Origin of the sequence: Ramlibacter rhizophilus, from assembly GCF_004681965.1 — a bacterium.
GTDB classification, from domain to species: Bacteria; Pseudomonadota; Gammaproteobacteria; order Burkholderiales; family Burkholderiaceae_C; genus Ramlibacter; species Ramlibacter rhizophilus.
Genome location: NZ_SMLL01000003.1, coordinates 451,839 through 464,823 on the forward strand (window position 1 = coordinate 451,839; position 12,985 = coordinate 464,823).

Annotated in this window: 14 protein-coding genes and 1 tRNA gene; 5 read left to right on the plus strand and 10 right to left on the minus strand. The window is 69.0% G+C overall.

Annotated elements, in window-relative coordinates; translation table 11 throughout:
* The first annotated feature begins 91 nt into the window (after positions 1-91).
* On the plus strand, positions 92-559 hold the full coding sequence (locus EZ242_RS08625) for a type III secretion system chaperone (protein WP_167784697.1): 468 nt from the start codon (positions 92-94) through the stop codon (positions 557-559).
* Here EZ242_RS08625 and EZ242_RS08630 read toward each other — a convergent pair.
* From EZ242_RS08630 to EZ242_RS08640, 3 genes are all read right to left on the minus strand, one after another.
* Positions 522-1,094, minus strand: coding sequence for an ATP-binding protein (locus EZ242_RS08630; RefSeq protein ID WP_135284730.1), 573 nt, complete (start codon positions 1,092-1,094; stop codon positions 522-524). The genes EZ242_RS08625 and EZ242_RS08630 overlap by 38 nt on opposite strands.
* A gap of 50 nt (positions 1,095-1,144) precedes the next feature.
* Entirely contained in the window at positions 1,145-1,768 is a 624-nt protein-coding gene (locus tag EZ242_RS08635; protein WP_135284731.1) for a BspR family type III secretion system anti-sigma factor, read from the minus strand.
* Between the two features lie 109 nt (positions 1,769-1,877).
* A tRNA-Leu gene (locus tag EZ242_RS08640) sits at positions 1,878-1,962 on the minus strand.
* Positions 1,963-2,004: 42 nt separating this feature from the next.
* Between EZ242_RS08640 and cysM the strand changes: the two genes are divergently transcribed.
* From cysM to EZ242_RS08655, 3 genes are read left to right on the plus strand one after another with little or no spacing between them, the layout of a single operon-like run.
* Positions 2,005-2,907: a cysteine synthase CysM gene (gene cysM, locus EZ242_RS08645; protein WP_135284732.1), complete on the plus strand. Its 903-nt coding sequence runs from the start codon at positions 2,005-2,007 to the stop codon at positions 2,905-2,907.
* Positions 2,873-3,430, plus strand: coding sequence for an NUDIX domain-containing protein (locus EZ242_RS08650; RefSeq protein ID WP_420821245.1), 558 nt, complete (start codon positions 2,873-2,875; stop codon positions 3,428-3,430). Before cysM ends, EZ242_RS08650 begins: the two co-directional genes overlap by 35 nt.
* Positions 3,431-3,456: 26 nt before the next feature.
* Positions 3,457-3,684, plus strand: coding sequence for a sulfurtransferase TusA family protein (locus tag EZ242_RS08655; protein WP_135284734.1), 228 nt, complete (start codon positions 3,457-3,459; stop codon positions 3,682-3,684).
* Between the two features lie 11 nt (positions 3,685-3,695).
* Here EZ242_RS08655 and galU read toward each other — a convergent pair whose 3' ends face one another.
* On the minus strand, positions 3,696-4,583 hold the full coding sequence (galU, locus tag EZ242_RS08660; RefSeq protein ID WP_135284735.1) for a UTP--glucose-1-phosphate uridylyltransferase GalU: 888 nt from the start codon (positions 4,581-4,583) through the stop codon (positions 3,696-3,698).
* 107 nt (positions 4,584-4,690) lie between these two features.
* On the opposite strand from galU, the gene EZ242_RS08665 reads away from it, so the two are divergent.
* Positions 4,691-5,653, plus strand: a complete 963-nt coding sequence (locus tag EZ242_RS08665; RefSeq protein WP_135284736.1) for an NAD(P)-dependent oxidoreductase — start codon at positions 4,691-4,693, stop codon at positions 5,651-5,653.
* A gap of 13 nt (positions 5,654-5,666) precedes the next feature.
* Here the strand turns inward: EZ242_RS08665 and EZ242_RS08670 are convergent, their stop codons facing one another.
* From EZ242_RS08670 to EZ242_RS08695, 6 genes are all read right to left on the minus strand, one after another.
* The gene (locus tag EZ242_RS08670) at positions 5,667-8,492 is read right to left on the minus strand and encodes a valine--tRNA ligase (protein ID WP_135284737.1); all 2,826 of its coding nucleotides are present in this window, start codon (positions 8,490-8,492) and stop codon (positions 5,667-5,669) included.
* Positions 8,493-8,580: 88 nt separating this feature from the next.
* Positions 8,581-8,769, minus strand: coding sequence for a DUF2783 domain-containing protein (locus EZ242_RS08675; RefSeq protein ID WP_135284738.1), 189 nt, complete (start codon positions 8,767-8,769; stop codon positions 8,581-8,583).
* A complete protein-coding gene (locus tag EZ242_RS08680; protein ID WP_240787026.1) occupies positions 8,766-10,499 on the minus strand; it encodes an FAD-dependent oxidoreductase in 1,734 nt (577 codons plus the stop codon). The genes EZ242_RS08675 and EZ242_RS08680 overlap by 4 nt, the downstream gene beginning before the upstream one ends.
* Positions 10,499-11,125, minus strand: a complete 627-nt coding sequence (locus tag EZ242_RS08685; RefSeq protein WP_135284740.1) for a VOC family protein — start codon at positions 11,123-11,125, stop codon at positions 10,499-10,501. Before EZ242_RS08685 ends, EZ242_RS08680 begins: the two co-directional genes overlap by 1 nt.
* A 78-nt stretch (positions 11,126-11,203) precedes the next feature.
* Complete coding sequence (gene ugpQ, locus EZ242_RS08690; protein WP_135284741.1) at positions 11,204-11,956, minus strand: glycerophosphodiester phosphodiesterase; 753 nt, start codon at positions 11,954-11,956, stop codon at positions 11,204-11,206.
* Positions 11,953-12,963, minus strand: a complete 1,011-nt coding sequence (locus tag EZ242_RS08695; protein WP_135284742.1) for a sn-glycerol-3-phosphate import ATP-binding protein UgpC — start codon at positions 12,961-12,963, stop codon at positions 11,953-11,955. The genes ugpQ and EZ242_RS08695 overlap by 4 nt, the downstream gene beginning before the upstream one ends.
* Between the last annotated feature and the right edge of the window lie 22 nt (positions 12,964-12,985).

The following is a 12,985-nucleotide window of genomic DNA, read 5'->3' on the forward strand; positions in this document are numbered from 1 at the left end:
CCATTCGGGTACATCGGCGTTGACGGTTGAGTTCGATTGGATGAAGCTAGCGGCCGTTCAGCACGAATCCGCGCCCTGCGGAACCTTCATCATGGAACTCGGCGACCTGGACCGTTTGCTCTCCGACCTGGGGCAGCTGATCGGACTGCCACAACTCAAGGCCGACGAAGAGGGCCTGTGCCAGCTGCTCTTCGGGCGCGCCTGGCTGGTCACGCTGGTTGCACACGAGCCGGCCGGACGCATCTTTCTGCATTGCCCCTTCGGAACGCCGGACACTGCGGAACAGGTCGATGCCACCGCGCTTCGCATGCTGCTGCAGGCGAGTTTCCTCGGCCACGGGGCCGGCGGCGGCACCCTGGCGCTGGGACCGGACGGGCGCCTGTGCCTGCAGCGGGAACTGCTGATGGTGCGGCTGGACGGGCGGCAGGTGCTCGAGGAGATCGAGCGCCTGGTCGCAGCGGCGCAGGCCTGGGCGCTTCGCCTCGCCGAGGCGCCCGCGCCGGTCACGGCCCCCGCGAAACTCAGGCCACGACCGAGCCTGGCGAGCCGGATGGCGTGAGTTCGGGCCGCAGGCGCTTGCTGAACCAGACCCGGTTGCAGGCGGGCGAGCCGGTGCCCTCCACGCGCCGGTAGTGCAGTTCATCGGCCGTGCGCCGCACGAACAGCAGCCCCAGCCCCCCGGGTTGGCGTGCCTCCAGCGGCAGGCTGGTGTCGGGCAGCGGCACGAGCAGCGGGTTGAAAGCGGGTGCGAAGTCGGTGATGCCGATGACGAGCGCGTCGTCCTGCACCCGTGCCTGCACCAGCACGCGCCCGTCGGGGCGCTGTTGGTACAGCCAGGTGGACAGCTCCGAGGCGCCGCGAAAACTGGCGTAGCTGTGCGCGGCCTCGACGAAGGCCTGCTGGGTCAGGTCCTCGGCGTCCGAGCCCCAGCCGATGTGCTTGACGATGAAGCGGTACAGCCTATGCCGGTGATCCAGCACCAGTTGCCGGAACAGCGCGTCTTCTGCGGCACGGTCCCGCGGTGCAGGCGGGCATCCGCCCAGGAGGGCGGCCGAAGGGGATGCAAGCGCTTGGTTCTCAGGCTGGGAAAGCATGGCAACTCCAGAACTACAAAGTAGTCCGGAAGTTGCCTGATCATGAGAACTTAGTCAACAGCAGTTAATGCTTTTTTGATCACGGATTCGAGCCCGACGGTGGAAGCCGGGGAGCGGTTCAGCGCAGCCTCGGCCGCCACGTAGTCCCGCAGCTGCTCGTCGATGCGGACGCGTTGCTCGGCGGAGACGGCGCTCAGAGACATGCCCAGGCTTTCGAGGACGGAGCGGAAGCATGGACCGCTGCTCACGGCAGAGTAGCGCGCCAGGCTGGCGAAATCGACGCCCTGCAAGGCTTCGCGTGCGCAATCGGCGGCTGCGAGCCGCTCCAGGATCTGCTCGGAGGCGAGGACGTCGCGCTTGCCGGTCACGTCGGCCACCGAACTCGTGTCGAGCTGGAAGACACCGGATGTGAGTTGTTCGGCAAGGCGCTCGCCATAAGCCTGCGTGAGGGCAGACTTGAACAGGGCGGCCGTGGAGCCGGGCGCCGAGACCCAATGCACTTCTTCCGTTCGGCCGGTGGACGCACTGGCGTACAGCGAGGTGCCGAGCACCTGCATGGCGCCGCCCGCACCCGGTGCGATGCAGACGAAGTCGTTGTCCTGCGCGCGCGCCCGGAACTCCTCGAGGCGGGGAGCCAGGTGCCGATCGCTTCCGGTGGAATGGAGTTGGGTCATGGGTGGCGGTTCTGGAGCCGCAAGCACGAGGCTCCACGCGGCGACCCCACCTGAGTGGCCGCCCCTCGGGACGGGTTCCCGCGGCAGAGCTGTCAGAGCTGCCACACGCTGGTGCCCGAGGCCGGACTCGAACCGGCACGCCTTGCGGCGGGGGATTTTGAGTCCCCTGCGTCTACCGATTTCACCACTCGGGCAGTGAGGGAAGAGCAGCCAAAAATTATGGCACAGTGCTGCGGATGCATTACCCCACGATCGAGGACGCCATCGGAAAAACGCCCCTGGTGGCATTGCAGCGCATCGGTGCGGCATCGAATCGCGAGCGCGGCAATGTCGTGCTGGGCAAGCTGGAGGGCAACAACCCGGCCGGGTCGGTCAAGGACCGTCCCGCACTGTCGATGATCCGTCGGGCCGAGGAGCGGGGTGAGGTCAAGCCCGGCGACACCTTGATCGAGGCCACGTCCGGCAACACCGGCATCGCCCTGGCGATGGCAGCAGCCATCCGGGGCTACCGCATGGTGCTGATCATGCCGGAGGACCTGTCTATCGAGCGGGCCCAGACCATGAAGGCATTCGGGGCCGAACTCGTGCTCACGCCCAAGAGCGGCGGCATGGAATACGCGCGCGACCTGGCCGAGAACATGCAGCGCGAGGGCAAGGGGCGCGTGCTGGACCAGTTCGCCAACCCCGACAACCCCCGCGTGCATTACGAGACGACCGGGCCCGAGCTGTGGGAGCAGACGCAGGGCCGCATCACGCACTTCGTGAGCGCCATGGGCACCACGGGCACGATCACCGGCGTTTCGCGCTTTCTCAAGGAGCGCAATGCCGCGGTGCGCATCATCGGTGCGCAGCCGAGCGAGGGTTCGCGGATCCCGGGCATCCGGAAGTGGCCGCAGGAGTACCTGCCGCGCATCTACGACCCCAGCACGGTGGACGAACTGGTGTACGTGAGCCAGGAGGACGCCGAGGAGATGTGCCGGCGCCTGGCGCGCGAGGAGGGCATCTTCGCGGGCATTTCCGCTGCCGGTGCGTGCTGGGTGGCGCAGCAGATCGCCGCGCGGGTGGAGAACGCGACCATCGTCTTCGTGGTGTGCGACCGCGGCGATCGCTACCTCTCCACCGGCGTCTTTCCCGCCTGACGTGGATTCGCCCGCCTGGCACTTCTGTCCCCTGTGCGCCGGCGCGCTGGCGCCTGCGGTGCAGCGCGAGGATGGCGGCATGCGCGAGCGGCTGCGGTGCGCCGCCTGCGGCTGGACCCACTGGAACAATCCGACCCCCGTCCTGGCCGCTGTCGTGGAGTACCGGGGCCAGGTGCTGCTGGCCCGCAATGCCGCCTGGCCCGGCCGCATGTTCGCGCTCATCACCGGTTTCATGGAGGCGGGCGAGACGCCGCAGGACGGAATCGCGCGCGAGCTGAAGGAGGAGACGAACCTGGACGCGACGGCCGTCCGGCTGATCGGTGCCTATGACTTCCAGCGCATGAACCAGGTCATCATCGCCTATCACGTGCGTGCCGAAGGCGAAGTGGTCCTCTCGCCGGAGCTGGCGGAGTGGCGCCTGTACGACTACGATGCGGTCCGCTGCTGGCGTTCGGGAACCGGCCTGGCCCTGGCCGACTGGTTGCGCAGCACGGGACGCGAGCCGCGCTGGCTCGAGCCCTAGAATCCGCCTCAGCTCAGGAATTAGCCATGGACATCGCCAAGGAAATCGACACGCGCGGGCTCAACTGCCCGCTGCCCATCCTCAAGGCCAAGAAAGCCTTGGCCGACATGCAGGCGGGCCAGCTGCTCAAGGTGGTGGCCACCGATGCCGGATCGGTCCGCGACTTCCAGGCCTTCGCCCGGCAGACGGGCAATGAACTCGTGGACCAGCAGACGGCCGGCCAGGAGTTCATCCACGTCCTGCGCCGGCGCTGAGCCACGGGCCTTCAGCAGACTGTCTTGCGCAGGTAGGCGCGGAATTCCTCGCCGACTTCAGGGTGCTTGAGCGCCAGCTCGACGGTTGCTTCCAGAAAGCCGTGCTTGCTGCCACAGTCGTAGCGCTTGCCCTCGTACTGGTAGGCGTGCACCCCTTCGGTGTCCATCAGCCGCGCGATACCATCCGTCAGCTGGATCTCGTTGCCTGAGCCCCGGGGCTGCTGGCGGATCTGCTCGAACACCGCCGGGGTGAGGACGTAGCGGCCGGCCACGCCCATGCGCGACGGCGAGTTCTCCGGCTTCGGCTTCTCCACCATCTGCCGCACGCGGGTGAGGCGATCGCCCGCCGCGTCGCCGGCCACGATGCCGTAGCGGCGAACGTGCTCCAGCGGCACTTCCTGCACCGCCAGGACCGAGGTGCGCACCCGCTCGAACACCTCGACCATCTGCGACAGCACCGACTTGCCGCCGTCAGGCCCGGTCATCAGGTCGTCGGCGAGCAGCACGGCGAAGGGCTCGTCGCCGACCAGGGCCTGGGCGCACAACACCGCATGACCCAGCCCCAGCGAACGGGGCTGGCGAACGTAGGAGCAGTCCATGTCCTCGGGCTTGATGGATCGGACCAGCGCCAGCAGGTCGTTCTTCTGGGCAGCCTCGAGTTCGGTCTCCAGCTCATAGGCGGTGTCGAAGTGGTCCTCGATCGCCCGCTTGTTCCGACCGGTCACGAAGATCATGTGGCGGATGCCGGCTTCGTAGGCCTCCTCGACGGCGTACTGGATGAGTGGCTTGTCCACCACAGGCAGCATTTCCTTGGGCGCTGCCTTCGTCGCGGGAAGAAAGCGCGTGCCCAGGCCGGCGACAGGGAAGACAGCTTTGCGAACGGGGGTGGAAGGGCTCATCGACTCTGAAATTATTTGAAGCTAAAGTTCACGAATTTTTTCATGGCGTGTCGGGAAGGGGCTGTCGTCCACGACCTGATGTCGCTGTCGGACGGAAGCTTCTGCCCATGGACATCTTACTGACCGAGCCCTTGATCCCCGAGGCCATGGCGTGGCTCGGGCAGCGCTACCCCCTCGTGCTGCGCCCGGAGCTGGCCTCCGATGCGGCGGCGCTGCGCGCTGCCGCGTACCGACCGCAGGCGATGGTGCTCTCGCGCAAGCTGCGGGTCACGCGCGAGTTCCTGGACTTCGCGCCGCGCCTGCGGGTGCTGGCCCGTCTGCATGCCGATACCGACAACACCGACCTGGAGGCCTGCCGCGAGCGCCGCGTGCGGGTGATCCAGGCGCGGTCGGCCCACGTGCGCCCGGAGGCCGAGTACCTACTGTCCGCCTTGCTCATGCTGTACCGGCCCGGCATCGGCTTGCCCTTGGCCGGCCAGCGGCATGCGCAGATCGGCCTGGGGCGGGAGGTCAACGGCAGCACGGTGGGACTGCTGGGGCTCGCGCCGGCCGCGCACACGCTGGCCTTGCTGCTACGGGGACTGGGTGCCCGGCTGATCGGCTACGACCCGGCGGTGCATGCGTCCTCGCCCACCTGGCGCCAGTTGCAGGTCGAACCCGTGACGCTGCCCGAGCTGGTGGCTCAGGCCGATGCGGTGTCGGTCCAGGTCATCTACGCCTCGCGCTACAAAGGCCTCGTCGGCGAGCCGCTGCTGTCGCACTGCAAGCCGAAGCAGTGCTGGGTGGGCATCAGCCGGTCGGACCTCTTCGACGCCGATGCCCTGGCCCGGGCGCTGGCGGACGGCCGGATCGAGGCCTGCGTGCTGGACGGGGCCGAGGCGGGCTTCGCCTCGCGCGGCACGCCGCTGCACGAGGCCGCCAACCTGTACCTCACGCCCCGGCTCGGCTCGCACACCCGCGAGGCACGGGCGCGGGCCAGCTGGTACGTGGCCGCGCGCATCCACGAACTCCTGCGCACCGGGATGCCCGAGCGGGGCGGCTCGGCGCAGCGGGAGGCCCTGCCGCGCTGAGCGCCGGCCGCGATCAGCCCTCCAGCCGGGCGAGCTGGCTGCGCAGGCGCTCGAGCGTGGTCGAGAACTGCGCGATCCGCTGGTGCTCCTGCTCGATCACCGCCGCGGGCGCCTTGGCGACGAAGGCCTGGTTCGACAGCTTGCCCTTCGCCTTGGCCAGCTCCGCTTCCAGACGAGCCGCTTCCTTGCCCAGGCGGGCCTTCTCGGCGGCCACGTCGATGGTCATGTAGAGGCACAGCCGCAGCCCACCCACCACGGCCACGGGGGCCGCCTGCGCCGCCGCCGCCCAGGCGGCCTCGTCGGTGAACAGGCGTACTTCGCCGAGCTTGGCCAGGGCCTGCAGGACCGCGGACGATTCGCGCAGCACGCTGTCCTCACCCAGGGCATACAGGGGCAGCCGGGTCGAAGGCGAGACGTTCATTTCCCCGCGCAGGTTGCGGCAGGCATCGACCAAGGCCTTGAGCTGCGCCACCCAGGCTTCGGCCTGCGGGTCGATGCGGCTTTCGTCGCTGGACGGGTAGGGCGCCACGCTGACCGACTCGCCCTCGACGCCGGCCACGGGCGCCACCTTCTGCCAGAGCTCCTCGGTGATGAAGGGCACCAGCGGGTGCGCCAGGCGCAGGATGGCTTCCAGCACGCGGATCAGCGTGCGCCGCGTGCCGCGCTGCTGCGCGGGCGTGCCGGTCTGGATCTGCACCTTGGCGATCTCCAGGTACCAGTCGCAGTACTCGTCCCAGACGAACTGGTAGATGGCATTGGCGACGTGGTCCAGGCGGTAGTCGGCGAAGCCGCGGGCGACCTCGGCTTCCACGCGCTGCAGCAGCGAGACGATCCAGCGGTCGGCGGCGCTGCGCTCGGCGCCGTCCTCCGAGACCTCGTGGCCCTCGCAGTTCATCAGCACGAAGCGCGTCGCGTTCCAGAGCTTGTTGCAGAAGTTGCGGTAGCCCTCGCATCGCTTGGCGTCGAAGTTGATGCTGCGGCCCAGCGAGGCCAGCGAGGCGAAGGTGAAGCGCAGCGCGTCGGCGCCGTAGGCCGGGATGCCTTCGGGAAATTCCTTCTCGGTGGCCTTGCGCACGGCTGGAGCGGTCTCCGGCTTGCGCAGGCCCGTGGTGCGCTTGTCCAGCAGCGGTGGCAACGCGATGCCGTCGATCAGGTCGACCGGGTCGAGCACGTTGCCCTCGGACTTGGACATCTTGCGGCCCTGGGCGTCGCGCACCAGGCCGTGGATGTACACGTCGCGGAAAGGCACTTGGCCGGTGAAGTGCGTGCTCATCATGATCATCCGGGCGACCCAGAAGAAGATGATGTCGTAGCCCGTGACCAGCACGGTGGAGGGCAAATACAGGTCCAGGTCCTGCGTGGCCTCCGGCCAGCCCAGGCTGGAGAAGGGCACCAGGGCCGATGAGTACCAGGTGTCCAGCACATCCTCGTCCCGGCGCAGCGTCTTGCCGGGTGCCTGGGCCTGAGCCTCTTCCTCGCTGCGGGCCACATACACCCTTCCGTCCTCGTCGTACCAGGCGGGGATCTGGTGGCCCCACCAGAGCTGGCGCGAGATGCACCAGTCCTGGATGTTGTTCATCCACTGGTTGTAGGTGTTGACCCAGTTCTCGGGCACGAAGCGCACCTGGCCCGACTGCACCGCGTCGATGGCCTTCTGCGCGATGGACTTGCCCGTGGGGTCGCCGTCGCCCACCTTGCTCATCGCGACGAACCACTGGTCCGTGAGCATGGGCTCGACCACCTGGCCGGTGCGGGCGCAGCGCGGCACCATGAGCTTGTGCTTGCGCGTCTCCACCAGCAGACCCTGTGCCTGCAAATCGGCGACCACGCGCTTGCGGGCTTCGAAGCGGTCCAGGCCGCGGTAGGCCGCCGGCGCGTTGTCGTTGATCTTCGCGTCCAGCGTCAGCACCCCGATCTGCGGCAGGCCATGGCGCTGGCCGACGGCATAGTCGTTGGGGTCGTGCGCCGGCGTGACCTTCACCACGCCGGTGCCGAACTCGCGGTCCACGTAGGCGTCCGCGATGACGGGAATCTCACGGTCGCACAGCGGCAGCTTGACGCGCTGGCCGACCAGGTGGGCATAGCGTTCGTCCTCGGGGTGGACCATCACGGCCACGTCGCCCAGCAGGGTCTCGGGGCGCGTGGTGGCCACGGTGAGCGCCCCGTCGCCCGAGGCCAGCGGGTAGGCGATGTGCCAGAGGAAGCCTTCCTCCTCCTCGCTCTCCACCTCGAGGTCGCTCACGGCGGTCTTGAGTTCCGGATCCCAGTTGACCAGGCGCTTGCCGCGGTAGATGAGCCCCTGCTCGTACAGGCGCACGAAGGTCTCGGTCACCACGCGCGAGAGCTTCTCGTCCATGGTGAAGTACTCGCGCGACCAGTCCACGCTGTCGCCCATGCGGCGCATCTGCGTGGTGATGGTGTCGCCCGAGCGCTCCTTCCATTCCCACACCCGGGCCACGAAGTTCTTGCGGCCCAGGTCGTGGCGGCTCGTTCCCTGCTGCTGCAGCTGGCGCTCGACCACGATCTGCGTGGCGATGCCGGCGTGGTCGGTGCCGGGGATCCACACGGCGTTGAAGCCGCGCATGCGGTGGTAGCGCGTGAGGCTGTCCATGATCGTCTGGTTGAACGCATGGCCCATGTGCAGCGTGCCGGTGACGTTGGGCGGTGGCAGCTGGATCGCGAAGGCGGGCTCGCCGGCGCGGGCTTCGCCCGTGCCGCGCCAGCCGGCCCGGCCGTACCCGCGCGACTCCCACATCGGGCCCCACTGCGCCTCGATGGCGGCGGGCTCGAAGGACTTGGACAGGCTGTTCAGCCCGGGTTGCTGCGGGGTATCGCTCATGGCTCAGGGGAAAAAAACGGCATCCGAAGATGCCGTGGGATCAGGGGGTCGGACCGATTTTATGCAAGCGGGCCGGTCGCGGCCGCGGTCAGTCCGGCATCTGCGCCGCCGCGTCGATGCAGTCCTTGAGCAGCTTCGCATCGCCCACCTGGTTGGCCAGCAGCAGGATCAGCCGTGCGTTCAGGAGCTGCGAGCGCTCGGGACTGAGGCCCGTGTGGGCGTCCAGCAGCTGCTCGTAGAAGGTGTCGGCGTCCTGGAAGTTGAGGGTGGTCTTCATGCGGTCGCTCCTTCCGTCAGGGCCAGCGCGGTGCCCACGGCCTTGACCAGGGCGCCGTCGATGCTCTCGCCGGTCGCTGCCACGTAGGCGTCGGGGCGTACCAGCGCCCAGGCGTGGCCGAACACATGGCAGGCGCCCTGCAGGTGCCCCTTGGGGTCGCGCACGTGCTCCAGGGCCTGCGGCCTGCCCTCGCCGACCACCTGCACCACGCGCACCGGTGCGCTCGCCGCGAGGGCGCGCAGGCGCTCCCGCGCGGCGGCGGACAGGTCGCCGAAGACCAGCAGCAGCAGGTCGCCGCCGGCCCAGCCGATCAGGTCGTTCACCGTGCCATCCGAGCCGTCGGCCCACTGCAGGGCCACGTTCTGCACCGACAGCCCGCCGCCGGCGGCGCAGCAGGGCGAGCGGGTGTAGGGGTTGGCCACCGCCATGCGGCCCGTGTTGACGAGATGGCGCGCGAACACGTGCTGCTTGGCCAGGCTGATCGTGGCGCTGCGGAACAGCCGTTCCACGCCGTCGGCCGGACGCAGGAAACGCGCCGTGCGGTTGGTCACCCGCACGTTCTGCTGCGCTGCCTCGTGCCGCTCGGCGTGGTAGCTCTCCAGCAGCTTGCGCCCGGCGCGGCCGCGCAGCACGGCGGCGAGCTTCCAGCTCAGGTTGTCCGCGTCGGACACGCCGGTGTTGCCGCCGCGCGCGCCGAAGGGGCTGACCACCTTGGCCGAGTCGCCCATGAAGAAGAGGCGCCCGTGGCACATCTGGTCGATGCACTCACTGCGATAGGCATAGGGGCCGACCCAGACGATCTCCACCTCGGTCTCGGGACCGAACTGCCGCGCCAGGCGCTCGCGCACCACGTCCTCGCGGCTCACGTAGGCCGGGTCGGCATCGGGTGCCATCTGGTAGTCGATGCGCCAGACCTCGTCGGCCATCAGGTGCTGCCACACCGCACGGTTGTCGTTGAAGGGCGCCTCGATCCAGGTATGGCGCTCCACCGGCGGGTGCTTGGTGAAACGCACGTCGGCGATGCACCAGCGGTCGTCGCCCTTCTTGGCCGTCACGCTGGCGCCCACCCAGCCCCGGAAGGGCGTGCGCGAGCCGGTGGCATCCACCACGTAGTCGGCGCGCAGCTGGTAGTCGCCGGCCGGCGTGCTCACCGACAGCAGCGTGCCGTTCTCGTCCTGGCTGAAGGCGGTGACGCGGTTGTTCCAGCGGATGTCCACGTGGCCGAGCTCGCGGATGCGGTCGACGAGGAACGCCTCGATGTAGAACTGCTGGATGTTGATGAAGGGCGGCTGGCTGGACAGGTCGAAGCCGCGCTGCTGGCGCATGTCGAAGGAATAGACCTCGTCGGCGCCGGCGAAGGTGCGGCCCACGCTCCAGCGCGTGCCCTTGGCCGCGATGCGCTCGTAGATGCCCAGGCGCTGGAACACCTCCAGCGACTTCTGCGTGTACACGATCCCGCGCGAGGACGCGCCCTTGACGCCCACCGTGTTGTCCTCGTCCAGCAGCACCGCCGGCATGCCCAGGCGCGCCAGGCAGCAGGCCAGGGTGAGCCCGGTGATGCCGCCGCCCACGATCACCAGCGGCTGGTGGCCGGGTGAGCCGGCCTTGATTTCCGGCGGCTCGACGAAGGGGTACTCGGGCAGCACGTAGCCGCTGCCCTGGGTGAACTGGTAGTCGTTGGAGAACGCCGTCTCGGCATAGCGCTGGTCGAGCATGGAGGACTCCAGCATCACGGCTTGACGAACTCCGGGCGGTCGTTGCGCTGGGGCTTGAGCGGCTGCGCCGCCTGGCCTTGCGCGCGCTCGCGGCGCCACTGCTCCTTGCGCGCGGTCCATTCGGCCAGGCGTGCGTGCGCGGTCTTGCTTTCCTCCAGCATCTGGAACTCGTCGGCGTGCTGGGCCGACAGCTCCAGGCGCACCCCGTTGGGGTCGAAGAAATAGATGCTGTGGAAGATGTGGTGGTCGGTGATGCCCAGCACCTCGACGCCGTGCGCCTCCAGCCGCGCCTTCATGTCCAGCAGGTCCTGCTGCGAGTTCACGCGGAAGGACACGTGGTTCACCCACTTGGGGGTGTTGGGCGAGGGCTCCGCGGCCTGGTCGTCGCCCAGGTCGAAGAAGGCGATGAAGGAGCCGTCCTGCAGGCGGAAGAAGAAGTGGGTGTAGGGGCAGTACTCGCCCGTGCTGGGGACGTAGTCGCTCTGGATGATGTGGTAGAGCGGCAGGCCCAGGATGTCTTCGTAGAAGCGGCGGGTCTCTTCCGCGTCGCGGGCGCGCCAGGCGAAGTGGTGCAGCTGCTGGATGCCGGGGGGCGCGGGAAGCTGGGACAGGGCTTGGGGGGAACTCAGGATGGCGGCCATGGACGTCTCCGGGGGTTTACCATTGCGTAACGCGTTTACTATATCGTAATCGCGACGCAGGGCCTCGGGTGGCCCTGCTCACGCCGGGGCGAAAACGTCCACCCGATCCGTGATGATCCCGTCGGTGCCCAGCGCCAGCAAGCGCTGCGCGTCCTGCGCCTCGTTGACGGTGTAGCTCAGGCAGCGCATGCCGGCGGCGTGGACCTGCGCCACCAGCGCGGCGTCCCACAGCAGGTGCTTGCAGACCACCGCCACGCAGTCCAGCTCGCGCGCGAACTCGAACCAGCCCTCCCAGGGCGCGTCCAGCAGCAGGCCGCGCGGCAGCTCGGGCGCGGCCTCGCGCGCGCCCGCCAGCGCCTGCGGCTGGAAGGAAGTCAGCAGTGGCGGCACGGCGGCGTCGCGCCACAAGCGCCGGGCTTCGCGGGCGACCACCTCGCCGGTGTGCCGTTCCAGGCCGGGCGTGGGCTTGATCTCGATGTTGAGCAGCACGTCCTCGTCCAGGCACCAGCGGGCCAGCGCCTCCAGCGTAGGCAGGGCTTCGCCGGCATAGGCGGGCGAATGCCAGGCGCCGGCGTCCAGTGCGGCGAGCGCGGACCAGGGCAGGTCCCCGGCGATGCCGTGGCCGTTCGTCGTGCGTTCCAGCGTGGCGTCGTGCAGCAGGAAAGGCACCTCGTCGGCCGAGAGCTTCACGTCGCACTCGGCCATGCGATAGCCGTGACAGGCCCCCAGGCGGAACGCGGCGAGGGTGTTCTCCGGCGCGAGCTTGCCGGCCCCGCGGTGGGCGATCCAGCGCGGGTAGGGCCAGGGGCTTACTGGACCCGGCGCGCTCATGCCGCCACGCGCTTGCCGGTGCCGGCGTCGAACCAGTGCAGGCGGTCGGGGCGCGGCGCCACGCGCAGCACGGTGCCGGGCTGCGGCGCGAGCCCGCCTTCGTCCACCCGCACGATCAGCGGCTCGTCGCCCACCTTGCCGTAGATGAGGCGCTCGGCCCCGAGCAGTTCCACCGTGTCCACGCGCAGCTCCCAGCCCTCGGCGCCCACGTCCAGGTGCTCCGGGCGGATGCCCAGCAGCCGCCCGGGCTGGCCGCCCGGCGCGTGCTTGAGCAGGTTCATGGGCGGCGAGCCGATGAAGCTGGCCACGAAGGTGGAGGCGGGACGGTGGTACACCTCCTCGGGCGTGCCGAACTGCTCCATGTTGCCGGCGTTCATGACGATCATGCGCTGCGCGAGCGTCATCGCCTCGACCTGGTCGTGCGTGACGAACAGCGAGGTGATGCCCAGCTCGCGGTGCAGCTTCTGGATTTCCAGGCGGGTCTGCGCGCGCAGCTTGGCGTCCAGGTTGGACAGGGGCTCGTCGAACAGGAAGACCTGCGGCTGGCGCACGATGGCCCGTCCCATGGCCACGCGCTGGCGCTGGCCGCCCGAGAGCTGGCGCGGCTTGCGATCGAGCAGGTGCGACAGCTCCAGGATGCCCGCGGCCTTGTCCACCCGCGTCTTGATCTCCTGCACCGGCATCTTGCGGATCTTCAGGCCGTAGGCCATGTTGTCGAACACGCTCATGTGCGGATAGAGCGCGTAGTTCTGGAACACCATGGCGATGTCGCGCTCGGCGGGCTCCAGCTGGTTCACCACGCGATCGCCGATGGCGATCTCCCCGCCGGAGATCTCCTCCAGCCCCGCGACCATGCGCAGCAGCGTGGACTTGCCGCAGCCCGAGGGCCCGACGATCACGACGAATTCGCCGCGGTCGATCTCCGCGCTCACGCCGTGGATGACCTGCAGCTCCTGCTTGCCCTTGCCGTAGCGCTTGACGATGTTCCTGAATGAAATGGCTGCCATGTTTCCTCCGTGCGCCCGCTCA

Excerpts from the sequence above, each read along its gene's own strand:
- EZ242_RS08625 (WP_167784697.1), top strand. The coding sequence starts at position 92 with ATGGAACTCGGCGACCTGGACCGTTTGCTCTCCGACCTGGGGCAGCTG.
- EZ242_RS08630 (WP_135284730.1), bottom strand. The coding sequence starts at position 1,094 with ATGCTTTCCCAGCCTGAGAACCAAGCGCTTGCATCCCCTTCGGCCGCC.
- EZ242_RS08635 (WP_135284731.1), bottom strand. The coding sequence starts at position 1,768 with ATGACCCAACTCCATTCCACCGGAAGCGATCGGCACCTGGCTCCCCGC.
- cysM (WP_135284732.1), top strand. The coding sequence starts at position 2,005 with ATGCATTACCCCACGATCGAGGACGCCATCGGAAAAACGCCCCTGGTG.
- EZ242_RS08655 (WP_135284734.1), top strand. The coding sequence starts at position 3,457 with ATGGACATCGCCAAGGAAATCGACACGCGCGGGCTCAACTGCCCGCTG.
- galU (WP_135284735.1), bottom strand. The coding sequence starts at position 4,583 with ATGAGCCCTTCCACCCCCGTTCGCAAAGCTGTCTTCCCTGTCGCCGGC.
- EZ242_RS08665 (WP_135284736.1), top strand. The coding sequence starts at position 4,691 with ATGGACATCTTACTGACCGAGCCCTTGATCCCCGAGGCCATGGCGTGG.
- EZ242_RS08670 (WP_135284737.1), bottom strand. The coding sequence starts at position 8,492 with ATGAGCGATACCCCGCAGCAACCCGGGCTGAACAGCCTGTCCAAGTCC.
- EZ242_RS08675 (WP_135284738.1), bottom strand. The coding sequence starts at position 8,769 with ATGAAGACCACCCTCAACTTCCAGGACGCCGACACCTTCTACGAGCAG.
- EZ242_RS08680 (WP_240787026.1), bottom strand. The coding sequence starts at position 10,499 with ATGCTGGAGTCCTCCATGCTCGACCAGCGCTATGCCGAGACGGCGTTC.
- EZ242_RS08685 (WP_135284740.1), bottom strand. The coding sequence starts at position 11,125 with ATGGCCGCCATCCTGAGTTCCCCCCAAGCCCTGTCCCAGCTTCCCGCG.
- ugpQ (WP_135284741.1), bottom strand. The coding sequence starts at position 11,956 with ATGAGCGCGCCGGGTCCAGTAAGCCCCTGGCCCTACCCGCGCTGGATC.
- EZ242_RS08695 (WP_135284742.1), bottom strand. The coding sequence starts at position 12,963 with ATGGCAGCCATTTCATTCAGGAACATCGTCAAGCGCTACGGCAAGGGC.